This window comes from Streptomyces albus subsp. chlorinus (genome assembly GCF_013302895.1).
Taxonomy (GTDB): Bacteria; Actinomycetota; Actinomycetes; order Streptomycetales; family Streptomycetaceae; genus Streptomyces; species Streptomyces chlorinus.
Genome location: NZ_VJOK01000001.1, coordinates 7,030,048 through 7,046,854, shown reverse-complemented (window position 1 = coordinate 7,046,854; position 16,807 = coordinate 7,030,048). Strand labels below are relative to the sequence as shown.

Here is a 16,807-nt window from a genome sequence, read left to right as displayed (position 1 = left end):
GCCGCTTGAGGCCGAGCCGGAGCTTGGCGTTCCCCTTGTGGTACTTCGTCGTGTACCCGGCGTGCTTGCCCGCTCCGCAGACGTGCACCGCGTGGCGGTAGGAGCGCATCCTGATGGTCAGTACGGCGCAGTACTTGTCCCGCTTGTCGTCGTGGACGTTCGCCAGGACCTTGGACATTCCGCTCTTGTGGCACTCCACCCAGTTCGCGTGGGCGCCCGAGCGGACGATCTTGTGGCCCCCGCACAGGGCGGCTCCGCCGCCGTCCCCGGCGTGGGCGGGGGCCGCGACCGCCATGGCCCGCTCCGGTCGCACCCACCAGCACCGCTGCGACGCCTCGCACCCCCGCGGCGCGCACGGTGGACACGCGCCGGCCTGTCCCCCGCGCCCTCTGCGTTGTCCGTGCCCTCTGCCTTGTCCGCACTCTCTTCATCTCCCCTTCCCCCTCCGCGCGGCCGGCTCCACGGACGGACCGCGGGAGCCGGCTCGGCCGACCGTGTGCCACCGGTTCGCCCCCGGAGACACGTGTACCGCACAAAGACTCACCGGGACCGCAAACCGGTTCCCGCGCGTGGCGGTTGGCGGGCGGGGAGGGGGCGGCGGACGCGGCGGCCGGGTGCGGGTCAGGTGGGCCGGGGCGCGACCAGTCCGGCGAGGACCCGTCGCATGGTCCGCTCGAACATCTCGTGGGTGCCGTCACCCGCCTCGTCCCCGGCGGGTTCGGTCATGGCGGCGGTGAGGTGCGGATGGGAGCCGCGCGCCGCGACCTGGCTCAGGTAGGCGGCCTGGGCGGCCCGGCGGCCGGTGCCGGCGCGGGTGGTCTGGAGTTCCGTCCGGGCGAACTGCGCGGTCAGCGCGCTCATCAGGGCGACGACCTCCATTTTGGTCCGGCCGGGCAGTCCGGTGGGCTCCAGGATCCGCAGTGCGTGTTCCAGGTAGTCCAGGCCCCGGGGGCCCAGCCGCAGGGGTTCCGGCGGGATGTCGGCCAGCCAGGGATGCCGCACGTGGAGGGCCTTGGTCCGTACGGCGAGGGCGAGCAGGTCCTCGACCGGGTCGCCGTGGAGCGGGGCGTCGAGGTCCAGCTCTCCCGTCACCGCGTCGGCCATCAGGTCGAGCAGGTCCTCACGGCTGGAGAGGTAGCGGTAGAGGGAGGACTGGCCGGTGCCCAGTTCCTTGGCGACCTGCCGCATGGACACGGCGGCCAGGCCGTCCCTGTCCGCCAGCCGGACGGCGGTGGCGGCCAGTTCGGCGCGGCTGTGTCCGGCCGCGGGGCCCCGGGCACCGCGCTCGGGCCGCGTCCAGACCGTCCCAGGCTCTTGCGCCGCCATCTCCACCCGCCTCTTTCCGTCATGGCCACCGCCCCTCTTCCGTTTGGGGAAGCCGCCCCTTACTCTAAAACTGCGAACAACGGTCGCAGTTCTGGGAGAGCCGCAGTTCAGGGAGATCCGTATGCCTTCGACGTCAAAGCAGCCGTGGAGCCCGGTCCGCCATGCCGGGAACGGGACGGTACGGCTGGCGTTCGACCAGCTGACCGAGGGAGGGGACGGTGAGCCGCTGCTGGTGGTGACGGGGCTGGGCGTCAACCGGCTGTGGGTCCCGGACGGGCTGTGCCGGATGCTGGCCGCCCGGGGTTTCGCGGTGGCCCGCTACGACCACCGCGACAGCGGCGAGTCGACCCACCTGCCGCCCGCCGCCACCCGCAACCCGATCGCGGCCCTGTTCGCGCGGCGCGGCGACGCGTACACGGCCGAGGACATGGCGGACGACGCCGTCGCGGTCCTGGACGCGCTGGAGTGGCCGTCGGCGCACCTGCTCGGGGTGTCGCTCGGCGGCGCCGTCGCCCAGCGCGTCGCCCTCCGGCATCCCGGCCGTGTCAGGACGCTCACCTCGATGGCCGCGGTCCCCGGAGACGTCGGGGGCCTGCGCACCATGCGGTTCATCCGGATGGGCACCCTGGCCAGGTTCGCCCGGCTGAGGTTCCCCGACACCCGGGAGGGCGCGGTCGCGGCGGGGGTCGCGGTCTCCCGCCTTCTCGCCTCCCCGGGCCGGGACTTCGACGAGGCGGCCGCCCGCGAAGCCGTCGAGCGCAACGCCGACGGCGGCGTCCACGACCAGCGGGCGCAGAGCCGCCAGATCGGCGCCCAGTGGCACGGCCCGCCGATCAGTGCCATCGACCGGCCCACCCTCGTCCTGCACGGCGAGGACGACCCGCTCATCAAGCCCTTGGCGGGGCGCGTCGTCGCGGCCCGGATCCCCGGTGCCCGCCTGGTCCCCCTCCCCGGTGTCGGCCACGAACTCCCGCCTGCCGCCTGGGAGACGATCACCACCGAGATCCGCCGGCTGGCCGACTGTCCGCGACCCGCCCGCCCGTGAGCGGACCGACGCGCTCCTCGGCGGCGGCACCCTCTGCGGGGGGGGCGGGCGGTACCGGCAAGCCGTCCGGTGTCGCGGGAGCCGCGCTCAGTGCCGGGCCAGGAGGCGGGGCAACCGGGCGAGGGTGGCGGACATCCGGCCCGCGGGGACGCCTCCGCCCTGCGCGAGGTCCGGGGAGCCTCCTCCGCGTCCGTCCAGCAGCCGCTCGACGAGCGTCGCGGCGCTCAGCCCCGCGTCGCGCGCGGCCTCGTCGAGGGCGAGGACCACGGTTCCGCCCGTGGTGCCCACGGCGACCGCGCCGGGCCGCCCGCCCGGCAGCCGGTCGCGGACGGCGAGGGCCAGCGCCCGGGCCTCATCGGTCCCGGCGTCGAGCGTGGTGGTGACCAGGCGCACCCCGTCGGCGTCCTCGGCGGTGGAGACCAGTTCGGCGGCGCGCGCCGCGGTGGCCCGCGTCCTGAGGCGGGCGTTCTCGCGGTCGGCGGCCTTGAGGCGCTCCAGCAGGGCACCGATCCGCTCGGGCAACTCCGCACGCGGCGCGTTCAGTTGCTCCGCGATACGGGAGACCAGGTCGCGTTCCCGGGCCAGATAGGCGAAGCCCTCGATGCCGACGGCCGCCTCCAGCCGCCGCGTGCCCGCACCGACGGAGGACTGGGAGGTGAGGGCGATGGTGCCGATCTGGGAGGCGTGATCGACATGGGTGCCGCCGCACAGCTCCCGGGACCAGGCGCCGCCGATCTCGACGACGCGCACCTTCTCGCCGTACGTCTCGTCGAACAGCGCCAGCGCGCCGAGCGCCCGGGCCTCCGGCAGGGTCATCCAGCGCACGCCGACGGGCAGGTCCCGGCGCAGGGCCCGGTTGGCGACCTCCTCGATCTCGCTCCGGGCGGTGGCGGAGAGGGCGCCGCGCCAGGGGAAGTCGAGGCGGAGGTGGCCGGGCCGGTTGGAGGAGCCGGACTGGAGGGCGGTGGGGCCGAGGACCTCCCGCAGCGCGGCGTGCAGGACATGGGTTCCGGAGTGTGCCTGGCGGGCGCCGAGCCGCCACTCGGGGTCCACGGCGGCGTGGACGCTGTCTCCGGTGGCGAGTTCGCCCGCCGTGACGCGCACCCGGTGGGTGATCAGGCCGGGCAGGGGCCGCTGCACGTCGAGCACCTCGGCCTCCGCCGAAGCGCCGGTGATCCGTCCCGCGTCGCTTTCCTGGCCACCGGACTCGGCGTAGAACGGGGACCGGTCCAGGACGACCGTGACGATCTCCCCTTCCGTGGCGGCCGGCACCGGACCGCCGGCACCGAGGACGGCCAGCACCGCGGACTGCGTATCCAGGGTGTCCCAGGCCCGCCAGTCCGTCGGGCCGTGCTCGTCCAGGAGCGCGCGGAGTGCCCGGGTGCCGCCCGCGCCGCCGGACTTGCGGGCGCGCGCGTCGGCGCGGGCCCGCTCGCGCTGGGCGTTCATCAGCGCGGTGAAGCCCTCCCGGTCGACCTCCACGCCCTGCTCGGCGGCCATCTCCACGGTGAGGTCGAGGGGGAAGCCGTAGGTGTCGTGCAGCAGGAAGGCCTGGGCGCCGGACAGCGCGCGACCGCCCTCCGCCTTGGCCTCGGCCACGGCCGTGTCCAGCACGGTGGTCCCCTGCTTCAGAGTGGCGCGGAAGGCCTCCTCCTCCCCGTACGCCTGGTCGGCGATCCGGGCGAAACCGTCGGCGGCCTCGGGGTAGCCGGGGGCCATGCGGTCGCGTGCGACAGGCAGCAGTGCGGGCAGTGCGGGGTCGGTGAAGCCCAGCTGCCGCATCGAGCGCACCGCGCGGCGCAGGAGGCGCCGCAGGACGTAGCCGCGCCCCTCGTTGCCGGGCGCGGTTCCGTCGGCCAGGAGCATGAGTGCCGTACGGACGTGGTCGGCGACCACCCGCAGCCGGATGTCGGCCTGCCGGTCGGCGCCGTAACGGGTGCCGGACAGTTCGGCGGCGCGGTCGAGGACGGGCCGGACCTCGTCGGTCTCGTACAGGTTGTCGACGCCCTGGAGGAGGGTGGCCATCCGCTCCACGCCCATGCCCGTGTCGATGTTGGGGCGCGGGAGTTCACCGAGCAGGGGGTAGCCGGACTTGCCGGAGCCCTCTCCCCGCTCGTACTGCATGAACACGAGGTTCCAGAACTCGGTGTACCGGTCCTCGTCCACGGCCGGTCCTCCCTCGCGGCCGAACGCCGGGCCACGGTCGTAGTACAGCTCCGAGCACGGCCCGCACGGACCCGGTACGCCCATGGACCAGAAGTTGTCCTCGTCGCCGCGCGCCACGATCCGCGCCTCGGGAAGACCGGCGACCCGCCGCCAGATGTCCCGGGCCTCGTTGTCGGAGTGGTGGACGGTCACCCAGACGCGGTCGGCGTCCAGGCCGAAACCGCCCCGGTCGACGGGCGCGGTGGACAGCTCCCAGGCCAGGGCGATCGCTTCTTCCTTGAAGTAGTCCCCGAAGGAGAAGTTGCCGTTCATCTGGAAGAACGAGCCGTGCCGGGTGGTCCTGCCCACTTCCTCGATGTCGAGGGTGCGCACACACTTCTGCACGCTGGTGGCACGCGGCCAGGGCGCCGCCTGTTCACCCGTCAGGTAGGGCTTGAACGGCACCATGCCCGCGTTGACGAACAGGAGCGTCGGGTCCGGCGCGGGCAGCGGCGCGCCGGGGACGACCGTGTGGCCGCGTGCGGCGAAGAAGTCGAGGAAACGGCTGCGGATGTCGGCGGTGCGCAAGAGGTGCTCCGGTGGGTCGGACGGGGCGGGGAGGAGGGGGAGGCCGGGAGGGTCGCCGGGGACGGGCCGGGCGCCCGTCAGGCGGCCCGCGCGGCGGGCTGAGGCGCCGCCGGGTGCAGTGCGGCCTGCTCCAGCGGTGCGGACGGATCGGCCGACAGGTCCCACGGCGCCGGGGCGGCACCGGCGCGGACGAGCAGGTCTCCGACGGCCGCGATCATCGCGCCGTTGTCCGTGCACAGGCTCAGCGGCGGTACGCGCAGGGCGACACCGGCCGCCGCACACCGCTCCTCGGCGAGTGCCCGCACCCGGGAGTTGGCGGCGACCCCGCCGACCACCACGAGGGTGTCCACCCCGTGTTCCCGGCAGGCGGCCACCGCTTTGCGGGTGAGTACATCGGCCACCGCCTCCTGGAGCGAGGCCGCGCCGTCCGCGACGGGCAGTACGCTCCCCCGGTGCCGTTCGGCCCAGCGCGCGGCGGCCGTCTTCAGCCCGGAGAAGGAGAAGGCGTACGGGTCGTCGCGCGGCGCGGTGAGCGGCCGGGGGAACGGTACGGCGTGCGGGCTGCCGTCGCGTGCCGCCCGGTCGATGGCCGGTCCGCCCGGGTACGGCAGGCCGAAGACGCGTGCCGCCTTGTCGAAGCATTCCCCCGCCGCGTCGTCCAGCGTGTCGCCGAGGTGGACGATCCGGTCCCGGACCAGGTCCCGTACCAGCAGCAGCGAGGTGTGGCCGCCGGAGACGATCAGGACGACGCAGGGATCGGGCAGCGGGCCGTGCGCCAGGGTGTCGGCCGCCACATGTCCGGCCAGGTGGTGGACCCCGTACAGCGGCACGCCCAGCGCGTAGGCCAGCCCTTTGGCGCCGGCCAGGCCCACCTGGAGCGCCCCGGCCAGTCCGGGTCCGGTCGTCACGGCCACCGCGCCGATGTCGCGCATCCGCAGTCCGGCCTCGTCCAGCGCCCGCCGGACGACGGGTCCGAAGGCGTGCACATGGGCCCGTGCCGCGATCTCCGGCACCACACCGCCGAACCGCGCGTGCTGGTCCATGCTCGACGCCACCGCGTGTCCGAGCAGGCGTCCGTCCCGCACCAGGCCCGCGCCGGTCTCGTCGCAGGACGACTCGATGCCCAGCACCACCGGGGTCGTACCCATCGTGCTCCTTCCCACCACTCTGTCGCATATCAATTGTAGTTGCACATTAATTGCAACAAGCGGACCAGGGTGGTCAGGGAAGAGGTGGCCGGGCGCCTGATGTCCCGGGAGCAGGACCCCGCGCGGCCGACCTCCTCTGTTTCTCCACGCAACAACCGGCGCGGAACGGGCACTCCGGCCAGCGTCCCGCCCCGACGGCCCGCGCCCCGCGAGGTGGCGGACGCAGCCGTCGAGCGGATCCGTCGAGGAGAGAGAGGTGAAGACGTGCCGCAGGACATGGGGAAGCGGGTGCGGGAATGGTGGGGAAGGGCCCGGAATCCGGGCGGCCACGAACGGCAGGTTCTGGAGCTGATCGTCAAGAGCACGCTGGCGGCGAGCCTTTCGTGGTACGTCGCCCATGACCTGCTGGTGGCCCGCACCCCCGCCTTCGCCCCGTTCTCCGCCGTACTGATCATGCAGGTGACCGTCTACCAGTCGCTGCTTCAGGCGCTGCGCTATCTGACGGCGGTGTGCGCCGGTGTGTTCGTGCAGGCCGGCCTGGGCTTCCTCGCCGGGCCCGAACTGTTCACATTCGTCCTGGTGGCGCTGATCGCACTGACGATCGGACGGTGGCGGCACCTGGGAGAGCAGGGCACCCAGGTCGCGACGGCGGCGTTCTTCGCCTTCTCCACCTATTCCGCCTCCACCGGCAACCTCCAGCGCGTCGAGCAGCTCGGCCAGATCATCCTTCTGGTGGCGATCGGCTGCGGGATCGGTGTGGGGGTCAACCTCTTCCTCTGGCCGCCGACGCGCTACCGCGGCGCCGAGGCCGGCATCCACGCCCTGGCGCGGGCGCTGTCGGATCTCTTGGCGGACATCCATCCCGCCCTGCGCGCGCACGACTTCGATCCGGAGAGCGCCGGGCAGTGGCGGCAGCGGGCCGCCGACATCACCTCGCTGGTCGGCCAGACCCGCTCGGCCCTGCACACGGCGATCGAGAGCCGCTACTACAACCCGCGGCTCCTTCTCCCCCACCGCAGCCGGCACAGGGACTTCTACGGCTACCGGGAACTGGTCGGCGCCCTGGAGCGCGTCACCCACCAGCTCGGCTCCCTCACCCGCACCCTGCACCACTGGCCGCGCGGCGAGGACGGCGACGAATGCCGGGGCTTCCTGCGCGACTGCGCCGACCTGCTGGAGGCCCTCGGTGAGATAACCCGCCAGTTCGGCGAGGTCGAGGAAGCACAGCTGCCCCGGCAGGCCCGCCGGTTGTGCGATGCCGCCGAGAGGGCGCAGGAGAAGCACTCCCGGCTCGTCGGGCACGCCCGAGACACCTCCCTTCCGCTGGGCGACCCCTCGCGGCCCTACGGCGTGCTCCTCGTGGAGGCCACCCGGTTGATGGACGAGGCCCGCTACTCCTGCGACACCCTGTGGCACACCGTCGACGAGACCCGCCAGAGCGCCGGTGCCTGTGACGAGCGCGTCCCCTGATCCGCGAGGCGTAGCCGTACCGCGCCGGCCGCGGACAACCGGAGTTCCCGGTGGTCGAGAGGGACGATGCGGGGTAACCGGAAGTGGCGATGCGGGTAACCGGAAGTACCGGCCTCGTCGCACCGACCCCGCCGGTCCGCTCTCGATCCCGGGAGGAACGATGAACATGCCGAGGCAGTCGCCTTCGGCGGCGCCCCACCTCATACGCACGACGAACGGTACGGCACCCCCGGCGCGGAAGGCCGGTCCCCCGTCCGCGCACACGGGCGGGAGACAGGCCGGTGCCGAGCAGCGCGCGGACCGCCGTCACGAGACGCCCGAGGGGGCCCGGGAGAGGGTCAACCGCCGCTGGAACGAGGTCCTGCAGGAGACCCGTGTCGCGCAGACAGGCGTCCAGGTCCTCTTCGGCTTCCTGCTGAGTGTGGCGTTCACCGAACGCTTCGAGGACCTGGCCGGCTTCGACCGCGCCGTCTACGTCGTCACCGTCATCCTGGGCTCGGCGGCGATCGGCACCCTGATCGCTCCCGTCTCCCTCCACCGGTTCCTCTCCGGGCAGCGGATGAAGGACGAGGTGGTCGAGACCGCGGGCCGGCTGATGATGTGCGGCATGGTGCTGCTGGCCCTCACCATCGGGTCCACCCTGCTGCTGCTCCTGCATGTCGTCCTGACCAGCCTGCTCGCCGAGATCCTGGTCGGCACGGTCATGGTGTGGTTCGCCGTGTGCTGGTGGGTGCTGCCCGTGTGGCTGCGGAGCCGGGCGGCCCGCAGGACGGGGATCGGCTGACGCGGACGCGGGGCCCCGCCGACGCCGCTGTCAACGCCGCGGCAAGGTACCGGCCGGAGGCGTCAGCAACACGTCAAAGCCCCTCCCCCGGCCCCGCCGACGGGCTACTGCTGGATGCGGAACCCGTCGCACCGGAGGAGGTGAGTGCGGTGACAGGAGCGAACATCACGGGCCTGATCGTGGCCGCGTGTCTGATCGGCTACCTGCTGCTGGCGCGGAAGTACCCGGACCGTTTCTGACCCGCCTGTTCCGGAGCCCCGCCGGTTCCGGACCCCACCGGTTCCAGGGCCCTCGCCCGCGGTGCTGTTAGGAGCCCGTCAAGGCGGCGGCGCGGGGCGTCAGGGAAGCGTGAAGGGGCTGTGAATCCGGTTGTCCGGCGGATTTCCTTTCCTCGTTCGATCATTTCCGGAACATTTGGAGCTCGTGATGGCCGACGTGGCCTTCCTTGTCACCACGGTCGCGGTGTTCGGTCTGGTGGCCCTCATCGCCAAGGGGGTGGCGAAGCTGTGACTGCCCAGAGCGTGGAGAACGTGATCGGCCTGATCGTGGCCGTCGCCCTGCTGGGTTACCTCATCCTGGCCCTCGTCAAGCCGGAGAGGTTCTGAGCACGGTCATGAGTTCCGAACTCGCTGCCGCTCTGCAGCTGCTGGCGCTGATCGGCGCGCTCGCCCTCGTGTACCGCCCGCTGGGCGACTACATGGCCCGCGTCTACAGCTCGGACAACCACCTGCGCGTCGAGCGGTGGATCTACAAGGTCATCGGCGCCGACCCGGACGCCCGGATGCGCTGGCCCGCCTATCTGCGCGGGCTCCTGGTCTTCTCCGCCGTGAGCATGCTGTTCCTCTACGCCCTGCAACGGTTCCAGGGCAGCCTGCCGGGGTCGCTGGGCTTCTCCTCGATCGACCCGGACCAGGCGTTCAACACCGCCGCCTCCTTCGTCGCCAACACCAACTGGCAGTCCTACTCCGGTGAACAGGCGATGGGCCACGTCGTGCAGACCGGCGGCCTGGCGGTGCAGAACTTCCTCTCGGCCGCGGTCGGCATCGCGGTGGCCATCGCCCTGGTGCGCGGCTTCGCCCGGGCGCGCGGGGCCGGCCGCGGCGGGGAGCTGGGCAACTTCTGGGTCGACCTGGTGCGCGGCACCGTGCGCGTCCTGGTGCCCCTGTCCGTGATCGGCGCGGTGGTGCTGGTCGCCTGCGGGGCGATCCAGAACTTCGCGGGCGTCCACGAGGTGGGCCAGTTCGCCGGGGGTACGCAGCAGTGGCGCGGCGGCGCCGTGGCCTCCCAGGAGGTGATCAAGGAGCTGGGCACCAACGGCGGCGGCTACTTCAATGCCAACTCCGCCCACCCCTTCGAGAACCCGAACGGGTTCACCAACCTCTTCGAGGTCTTCCTGATCCTCGTCATCCCCTTCTCGCTGACCCGGACGTTCGGCCGCATGGTCGGCAACCTGCGCCAGGGCTACGCGCTGCTGGGCACGATGGCGGTCATCTGGATCGGCTTCACCGTCCTGATGTGGTGGACGGAGTTCGCCGGGCACGGGACGGCGCTGGAGGCCGCGGGCGGGGCACTGGAGGGCAAGGAGACCCGGTTCGGGATCGGCGGTTCGTCGATCTTCGCGGTGGCCACGACGCTGACCTCGACCGGCGCGGTCGACTCCTTCCACTCCTCGTTCACCGGCTTCGGCGGCGGCATCACGATGCTCGGCATGATGCTGGGCGAGATCGCACCCGGCGGCGTCGGGTCCGGCCTCTACGGCATGCTGATCATGGCGATCATCGCGGTGTTCCTCGCGGGCCTGATGGTGGGGCGGACCCCGGAGTACCTGGGCAAGAAGATCGGTACGCGGCAGATCACGCTGGCCGCCCTCTACATCCTCGTCACCCCGGCGCTCGTGCTGTGCTTCACGGCGGCGTCGCTGGTGCTGGACACCCCGGCGCACTCGATGGCCAACTCGGGAGCGCACGGCTTCTCCGAGGTGCTGTACGCCTACACCTCGGGGGCCAACAACAACGGCTCGGCCTTCGCCGGACTGAACGCCGACACCCAGTGGTTCAACACCACGATCGGGCTGGCGATGCTGCTCGGCCGGTTCGTGCCGATGGTCTTCGTCCTGGCCCTGGCCGGTTCGCTGGCCGAGCAGACGCCCGTCCCCACGACGGCCGGCACCCTGCGCACGGAGAAGCCCCTGTTCTCCGGGCTGCTGGTCGGCACGATCGCGATCGTCGCCGGTCTCACCTACTTCCCGGCCCTCGCGCTCGGGCCGATCGCCGAAGGGCTGGCGGCATGAGCACGCGCACCGCACCGCACGAGGAGAAGAAACAGGACGCCATGTCCACCATGACGCCCACCCGGGCACCGCACAGCGACACCCCCTCCGGGCACCAGGCCGGCACCGGACGGGTGGGCACAGGAATGTTCGACCCCCGGCAGCTGGCCGCCTCCCTCCCCGAGGCGTGCCGGAAGCTGGACCCGCGGGTGATGGTCAAGAGCCCGGTCATGTTCGTGGTCGAGGTCGGTTCGGCGGTCACCACGGGGCTGGCGCTCGCGGATCCGGCGGACTGGTTCGGCTGGGTGATCACCGCCTGGCTGTGGCTGACCGTGCTGTTCGCCAACCTGGCGGAGGCCGTCGCGGAAGGCCGCGGCAAGGCGCAGGCGGACACCCTGCGCAAGGCCAAGACGGACGCGGTCGCCCGCCGGCTGTCGAAGGACGGCGCCGAGGAAGAGGTGCCGGGCACCGGCCTGCGCGTCGGCGACCTGGTGGTCTGCGAGGCCGGCGACATCATCCCCGGCGACGGGGACGTCGTCGAGGGCGTGGCGTCCGTGGACGAATCGGCCATCACCGGCGAGTCCGCCCCGGTCATCCGGGAGTCCGGTGGCGACCGCTCGGCCGTCACCGGCGGCACGAAGGTGCTCTCGGACCGCATCGTCGTACGGATCACGACGAAGCCCGGGGAGACCTTCATCGACCGGATGATCAACCTGGTGGAGGGCGCGGCACGGCAGAAGACGCCGAACGAGATCGCGCTGAACATCCTGCTGGCGTCGCTGACCATCGTCTTCCTGCTGGCGGTCGTGACGCTGAAGCCCTTCGCCGGGTACGCGGGCGCGGACCGGCAGACCCCGCTCCTCGTGCTGACGGCGCTGCTGGTCTGCCTCATCCCCACCACGATCGGGGCGCTGCTGTCCGCGATCGGCATCGCCGGCATGGACCGGCTGGTGCAGCGCAACGTGCTGGCGATGTCCGGCCGCGCCGTCGAGGCCGCGGGGGACGTCTCCACGCTGCTGCTCGACAAGACCGGCACCATCACCCTCGGCAACCGGCAGGCCGCCGAGTTCGTGCCGGTCGGCGGGGTGGGGGCCGAGGAGGTCGCGGACGCGGCACAGCTCTCCTCCCTCGCGGACGAGACACCCGAGGGCCGCTCCGTGGTCGTCCTGGCCAAGGAGCGGCACGGGCTGCGGGAGCGTGAACAGGGCGAACTGGAGCACGCCGAGTGGGTGCCCTTCACCGCGCAGACCCGGATGTCGGGCGTGGACCTGACCGAGGAGGGGGCGGTGCGCCGGGTCCGCAAGGGCGCCGCCGGGGCGGTGTTCGCCTGGGTCGGCGACCGCGGCGGCAGCATCCCCGACGAGGCGGACGAGATCACCCGCCGGATCTCCGAGGCGGGCGGCACCCCGCTCGTGGTCGCGGCCGAGGAAGCGGAGGGCGCCCGGGTGCTGGGCGTGATCCACCTCAAGGACGTGGTGAAGGAGGGCATGCGGGAGCGCTTCGCCGAACTGCGCCGCATGGGCATCAAGACGGTGATGATCACCGGCGACAACGCCCTGACGGCGAAAGCGATCGCCGAGGAGGCGGGGGTCGACGACTTCCTCGCCGAGGCCACCCCCGAGGACAAGATGGCCCTCATCAAGCGGGAGCAGGCCGGCGGGCGGCTCGTCGCCATGACCGGTGACGGCACCAACGACGCCCCCGCGCTGGCCCAGGCGGACGTGGGCGTGGCCATGAACACCGGCACCTCGGCCGCCAAGGAGGCCGGGAACATGGTGGACCTGGACTCCAACCCGACCAAGCTCATCGAGATCGTGGAGATCGGCAAGCAGCTCCTGATCACGCGAGGGGCGCTGACCACCTTCTCCATCGCCAACGACGTCGCGAAGTACTTCGCGATCATCCCGGCGATGTTCACGGTCGCCTATCCGAGCCTGGACAAGCTCAACATCATGGCGCTGTCCTCGCCGCAGTCCGCGATCCTCTCGGCGGTCGTCTTCAACGCACTGATCATCGTGGCGCTGGTGCCGCTGGCCCTGCGGGGTGTGCGGTACCGGCCGATGAGCGCCGACCGGATGCTCCGCCGCAACCTCGGCATCTACGGACTCGGCGGCCTGATCGCCCCGTCCATCGGCATCAAACTGATCGATCTGCTCCTCTCCCTCGTTCCCGGGCTCGGCTAGCGAAAGCGTCGTATCACCATGAACACCTCCGTACGCAACACCGCACGGCTGACAGGAGCCGCCCTCAGGGCCCTCCTGGTGCTGACGCTGGTGACCGGCGTGCTCTATCCGCTGGTCGTGACCGGTCTCGCCCAGGGGCTGTTCCCCGACAAGGCGAACGGTTCCCCGGTCGAGGCGGACGGCAGGACCGTCGGCTCCGAGCTGATCGGACAGACCTACACCCTGCCGCTGAAGAAGGGGCAGCAGACCCCGGAACCCGATCTGAAGTGGTTCCAGCCGCGGCCGTCCAACGGCCTGGGCACCAACAGCGTGAACACCCGCTACGACCTCCTCGTCTCGGGCGCCACCAACCGGGCGGCCGACGACAAGGAGCTGACCGGCTGGGTGAGGAAGGCCAAGAAGGCGGTCGTCGAGGACAACTCGGTGCCCGGTCACCGCGTGGACCCGAAGGACGTCCCGGCCGACGCCGTCACCTCCTCGGGGTCCGGGCTCGACCCGCACATCTCTCCCGCGTACGCCGAACTCCAGGTGCGCCGGGTGGCCGAGCGCAACAAGCTGGACGCCGAGCGGGTGGAGAAGCTGGTCCAGAAGCACACCGACGGGCGCGTCGCCGGCTTCATGGGCGAGCCCACGGTCAATGTCCTCCAGCTCAACGTCGCGCTCAAGGAGTTGGCGCGGCAGCAATAAGACGCGGATCTCCTCCGAGGGCCGGATCACCGGCGTCCGGGGCAGGGCGACCCGGTCGCCCCGGCGGCTCCGGCGCGCGGGGCCGCTCCGTGAAGTAGGCGGCGGGGGTGGTGCCGAGTGCACGGCGGAACATCGCGGTGAACGCGCTGGGGGTGGCGTAGCCGACGCGGGCGGCGACCGCGGTGACGGAGGTGCCCTGCGCCAGCAGTGTGACGGCGTGGACGAGTCGGGCCTGTTCCACCCAGCGGGCCGGGCTCATTCCGGTGGCGGCGGAGAACCAGCGGTGCAGGGTGCGCGGGCTGGTGTGGGCGAAGGCCGCCGCCTCGGCGGTGGTCCAGCGCCGCTCCGGCGCGTCGCGGACGGCCGCGCACAGGCCGGCCAGCGGCGGGCCGTCGGGGACCGGCAGGCGCAGCGCCGGGACGGGCTGCGGCGTCAGCTCCGTGAGCAGGAGGCCCATGACCTTTCCGTCGCGGCCCTCCCGGTCGTAGGCGACGGGCAGCCGCGTCGCCTCGTCGATCAGGTGCCGCAGCAGGGGCGTGACGGAGACGACCGTGGGCTCCGCGGGCAGCCGGGCCGCGGCGGGGTCGAGGTAGAGGGTGCGCATCGCGACCGCTCCCGCGCAGGTCATCTCGTGGGTGAGACCTGCCGGGATCCACACGCCCCGGGTGGCGGGCACCACCCAGATCCCGTGCCCGGTCCGCACGGTGATCGCGCCGGTGATGCCGTAGATCAGCTGGGCGCGGCGGTGCCGGTGCGGGGGGATGTGGTGCCCGTCGGGCAGGTCGCGGGCCATCGCCGCCACGGGCCTGGGCACGTCCTGGTAGTCGTCGCGGTCCTCGCTCTTCCCGTACATGGCCCGATCTCGACAGATGGTGGCTGGACAGGGAAAGCGTGCCACAGGCGGGCTGCATAGCGTCGGTCCATGTGAGTCCTCCCCGCTCCCTCCCCCGAGCCCTCGGCCCGGTTCCGGTCCTGGCCGCCACCAGCGCCGTCACCGCGGCGAACGTCTACCTCAGCCAGCCGCTGCTGGAGAGGATCGGCTCCTCGCTCCCGGCCTCCCCCGGGGTCCTGGGCGCGATCCCGACCGCCACCCAGCTCGGCTACGCACTGGGCATCCTGCTGCTCGTCCCCGCCGGGGACAGCCACGACCGGCGCCGGCTGATCCTGCGCCTCACCGCGCTGTCGGCCGTGGCCCTGGCGGCCTGTGCCGTGGCCCCCGCCGTGTGGACCCTGGCCGGCTGCGGTTTCGTCCTCGGTGTCCTCTCGCCCGTACCGCAGCTGGCCACGCCGCTGGCCGTCGCGCTCTCCCTGGAACGGGGCCGGGGCGGGGTGGAGGCCGGTGGCCGGACGAAGGGCGGCGGCCGGGGGCGGGTCGTGGGCACGGTGCAGGCCGGTCTGCTGGTCGGGGTGCTCGCCTCCCGCTCGTACTCCGGGGCGCTGGCCGGGGTCGTCGGCTGGCGCGGCGTCTTCGCCTGCTCCTGCCTGCTCACCCTGGTGCTGCCCGTGGTGCTGCGCGGGTACCTGCCGCGGACGGACACCGCCCCCGCGGCCACCGGCTACCGGGACTCGCTGCGGTCGCTGCCCCGTGTGGCCGCCCACCCCCTGGTGCGCCGGATCGTCCTGTCCGGCGCGCTCGTCGGCGTCTCCTTCGGCGCCTTCTGGACCACCCTCACCTTCCTCCTCGCCCACAGCTACCACTACGCGACGGCGCGGATCGGCCTGTTCGGACTCGTGGCGGCGGCCAGCGCCCTCGCCTCGCCCTGGGCGGGCCGGTCCGCCGACCGGCTGGGGCGGCGCGGGGCACTGGCGCTGCTCGTCTCACTGGTGCTCGCGGGCTGGCTGGTCACCCTCCCCCACGGCACGGCGCTCGGATGGCTGGTGACCGGCGTCGTCCTCCTCGACGTCGGCGTGTGGGGCAGCCAGGCGGTCAGCCAGACCGTGCTGTTCACCCTCGACGGAGCGCTGCACAGCCGCCTCAACACCGCGTACTTCACCTGCCGCTTCCTGGGCATCGCGACCGGGTCGCTGGCCGGTTCCGCCGCGTGGACGGCCGCGGGCTGGCCGGCCGTCGTCGCCGTGGGGGTCGGGTGCGGCGCGCTCGGGCTGCTGGTGGGTGTGCTCGGGGCGGGGCGCAGCTGACGCGCTTGCCGACGTGGTCGAGAGGGTTACGGTCCAAGGCCGCCGCCGCGGCGAGGGGCCTGGACGGGGAGCAGAGCGCGTACCGCTCCTCGGGACCGGTTCCGGAGGCGGCTGGGCCGCTGCATACCCTGGCCCCCAGTCGCCGCAGAACCGAGGAGCCCGCCCATGACCGCCCGTACGTCCGCCGTCCCGTCCCCTGTCGCTGTCGTCACCGGCGCGAGCGGGGGCATCGGCGCCGCCACGGCGCGCCGGCTGGCCGCCGAGGGCTACCGGGTGGTGCTCGCCGCGCGGCGCGAGGAGCGCGTCGAGGCCGTCGCCCGGGAGATCCGCGGGGCGGGCCACCAGGCCGAGGCGTACGTCCTGGATGTGACGGACCGGGCCGCGGTCGAGGAGTTCGCCGGGCGCGTCCCCACCCTCCACGTGCTGGTGAACAACGCGGGCGGCGCCCTGGGGGCCGATCCCGTCGCCTCGGGCGACCCGGATGACTGGCGGCGGATGTACGAGACGAACGTCATCGGGACGCTGAATGTCACCCAGGCGCTGCTGCCCGCGCTCACCGCGAGCGGTGACGGCACCGTCGTCGTGGTCTCCTCCACCGCGGGCCACGGCACCTACGAGGGCGGGGGCGGTTATGTCGCGGCCAAGCACGGCGAGCACGTCCTGGCCGAGACGCTGCGGCTGGAGATCGTCGGCACCCCGGTCCGCGTCGTCGAGATCGCGCCGGGCATGGTCAAGACCGACGAGTTCGCCCTCACCCGCTTCCGCGGCGACGCCGAGAAGGCCGCCAAGGTCTACGCGGGCGTGGCCGAACCCCTGACGGCCGACGACGTCGCGGACACCATCGGCTGGGCCGTCACCCGCCCCGCCCACGTCAACATCGACCTGCTGGTGGTCCGTCCCCGTGCCCAGGCGTCCAACACCAAGGTGCACCGCGACCTGTAACGGTACGTCAGCCCACGTCGGCACCGGGCCTCGCGTCGGGAGCCGCACACCGTGGGCGCGGAACCTTCACGCCGATGTATT

Annotated in this window: 15 protein-coding genes; 10 read left to right on the top strand and 5 right to left on the bottom strand. The window is 72.7% G+C overall.

Annotated elements, in window-relative coordinates; genetic code table 11:
- Positions 1-295, bottom strand: a 295-nt coding sequence (locus FM076_RS30535) for a hypothetical protein (RefSeq protein ID WP_173874061.1), incomplete at its 3' end; no start/stop codon positions are given.
- 326 nt (positions 296-621) lie between these two features.
- Positions 622-1,326, bottom strand: a complete 705-nt coding sequence (locus tag FM076_RS30530) for a TetR/AcrR family transcriptional regulator (protein ID WP_173874060.1) — start codon at positions 1,324-1,326, stop codon at positions 622-624.
- A gap of 121 nt (positions 1,327-1,447) precedes the next feature.
- On the opposite strand from FM076_RS30530, the gene FM076_RS30525 reads away from it, so the two are divergent.
- Positions 1,448-2,371, top strand: coding sequence for an alpha/beta fold hydrolase (locus FM076_RS30525; protein WP_173874059.1), 924 nt, complete (start codon positions 1,448-1,450; stop codon positions 2,369-2,371).
- A gap of 87 nt (positions 2,372-2,458) precedes the next feature.
- Here the strand turns inward: FM076_RS30525 and alaS are convergent, their stop codons facing one another.
- Both alaS and tsaD read right to left on the bottom strand, forming a co-directional pair.
- Positions 2,459-5,104 carry an alanine--tRNA ligase gene (gene alaS / locus FM076_RS30520; protein WP_173874058.1) on the bottom strand — a complete coding sequence of 882 codons (2,646 nt, stop codon included), beginning with the start codon at positions 5,102-5,104 and terminating at the stop codon, positions 2,459-2,461.
- Between the two features lie 77 nt (positions 5,105-5,181).
- Positions 5,182-6,252: a tRNA (adenosine(37)-N6)-threonylcarbamoyltransferase complex transferase subunit TsaD gene (tsaD, locus tag FM076_RS30515; RefSeq protein WP_173874057.1), complete on the bottom strand. Its 1,071-nt coding sequence runs from the start codon at positions 6,250-6,252 to the stop codon at positions 5,182-5,184.
- 264 nt (positions 6,253-6,516) lie between these two features.
- Here tsaD and FM076_RS30510 point away from each other — a divergent pair, with 264 nt between their 5' ends.
- From FM076_RS30510 to FM076_RS30480, 7 genes are all read left to right on the top strand, one after another.
- The gene (locus tag FM076_RS30510) at positions 6,517-7,722 is read left to right on the top strand and encodes an FUSC family protein (protein WP_345945343.1); all 1,206 of its coding nucleotides are present in this window, start codon (positions 6,517-6,519) and stop codon (positions 7,720-7,722) included.
- A gap of 160 nt (positions 7,723-7,882) precedes the next feature.
- Complete coding sequence (locus tag FM076_RS30505) at positions 7,883-8,506, top strand: DUF6328 family protein (RefSeq protein WP_243274684.1); 624 nt, start codon at positions 7,883-7,885, stop codon at positions 8,504-8,506.
- Between the two features lie 149 nt (positions 8,507-8,655).
- Positions 8,656-8,745 carry a K(+)-transporting ATPase subunit F gene (locus FM076_RS30500; protein WP_173874056.1) on the top strand — a complete coding sequence of 30 codons (90 nt, stop codon included), beginning with the start codon at positions 8,656-8,658 and terminating at the stop codon, positions 8,743-8,745.
- A 267-nt stretch (positions 8,746-9,012) separates the two neighbouring features.
- Entirely contained in the window at positions 9,013-9,111 is a 99-nt protein-coding gene (gene kdpF / locus FM076_RS30495; protein ID WP_173874055.1) for a K(+)-transporting ATPase subunit F, read from the top strand.
- An 8-nt stretch (positions 9,112-9,119) separates the two neighbouring features.
- A complete protein-coding gene (kdpA, locus tag FM076_RS30490; RefSeq protein ID WP_173874054.1) occupies positions 9,120-10,796 on the top strand; it encodes a potassium-transporting ATPase subunit KdpA in 1,677 nt (558 codons plus the stop codon).
- The gene (gene kdpB / locus FM076_RS30485) at positions 10,793-12,958 is read left to right on the top strand and encodes a potassium-transporting ATPase subunit KdpB (RefSeq protein WP_173874053.1); all 2,166 of its coding nucleotides are present in this window, start codon (positions 10,793-10,795) and stop codon (positions 12,956-12,958) included. The genes kdpA and kdpB overlap by 4 nt, the downstream gene beginning before the upstream one ends.
- A gap of 18 nt (positions 12,959-12,976) precedes the next feature.
- Positions 12,977-13,645 carry a potassium-transporting ATPase subunit C gene (locus FM076_RS30480; RefSeq protein WP_173874052.1) on the top strand — a complete coding sequence of 223 codons (669 nt, stop codon included), beginning with the start codon at positions 12,977-12,979 and terminating at the stop codon, positions 13,643-13,645.
- On the opposite strand, the gene FM076_RS30475 is transcribed toward FM076_RS30480, so the two are convergent.
- Entirely contained in the window at positions 13,620-14,498 is an 879-nt protein-coding gene (locus FM076_RS30475; RefSeq protein WP_173874051.1) for an AraC family transcriptional regulator, read from the bottom strand. The genes FM076_RS30480 and FM076_RS30475 overlap by 26 nt on opposite strands.
- 71 nt (positions 14,499-14,569) lie before the next feature.
- Here FM076_RS30475 and FM076_RS30470 point away from each other — a divergent pair, with 71 nt between their 5' ends.
- The gene (locus FM076_RS30470; protein WP_173874050.1) at positions 14,570-15,784 is read left to right on the top strand and encodes an MFS transporter; all 1,215 of its coding nucleotides are present in this window, start codon (positions 14,570-14,572) and stop codon (positions 15,782-15,784) included.
- Positions 15,785-15,949: 165 nt separating this feature from the next.
- A complete protein-coding gene (locus FM076_RS30465) occupies positions 15,950-16,726 on the top strand; it encodes an SDR family NAD(P)-dependent oxidoreductase (protein WP_173874049.1) in 777 nt (258 codons plus the stop codon).
- Positions 16,727-16,807: the final 81 nt, after the last annotated feature.

What these genes read in the sequence shown, in the direction of transcription:
- FM076_RS30530 (WP_173874060.1), bottom strand. Translation starts at nt 1,326, where the DNA reads ATGGCGGCGCAAGAGCCTGGGACGGTCTGGACGCGGCCCGAGCGCGGT.
- FM076_RS30525 (WP_173874059.1), top strand. Translation starts at nt 1,448, where the DNA reads ATGCCTTCGACGTCAAAGCAGCCGTGGAGCCCGGTCCGCCATGCCGGG.
- tsaD (WP_173874057.1), bottom strand. Translation starts at nt 6,252, where the DNA reads ATGGGTACGACCCCGGTGGTGCTGGGCATCGAGTCGTCCTGCGACGAG.
- FM076_RS30505 (WP_243274684.1), top strand. Translation starts at nt 7,883, where the DNA reads ATGAACATGCCGAGGCAGTCGCCTTCGGCGGCGCCCCACCTCATACGC.
- kdpA (WP_173874054.1), top strand. Translation starts at nt 9,120, where the DNA reads ATGAGTTCCGAACTCGCTGCCGCTCTGCAGCTGCTGGCGCTGATCGGC.
- kdpB (WP_173874053.1), top strand. Translation starts at nt 10,793, where the DNA reads ATGAGCACGCGCACCGCACCGCACGAGGAGAAGAAACAGGACGCCATG.
- FM076_RS30480 (WP_173874052.1), top strand. Translation starts at nt 12,977, where the DNA reads ATGAACACCTCCGTACGCAACACCGCACGGCTGACAGGAGCCGCCCTC.
- FM076_RS30475 (WP_173874051.1), bottom strand. Translation starts at nt 14,498, where the DNA reads ATGTACGGGAAGAGCGAGGACCGCGACGACTACCAGGACGTGCCCAGG.
- FM076_RS30465 (WP_173874049.1), top strand. Translation starts at nt 15,950, where the DNA reads ATGACCGCCCGTACGTCCGCCGTCCCGTCCCCTGTCGCTGTCGTCACC.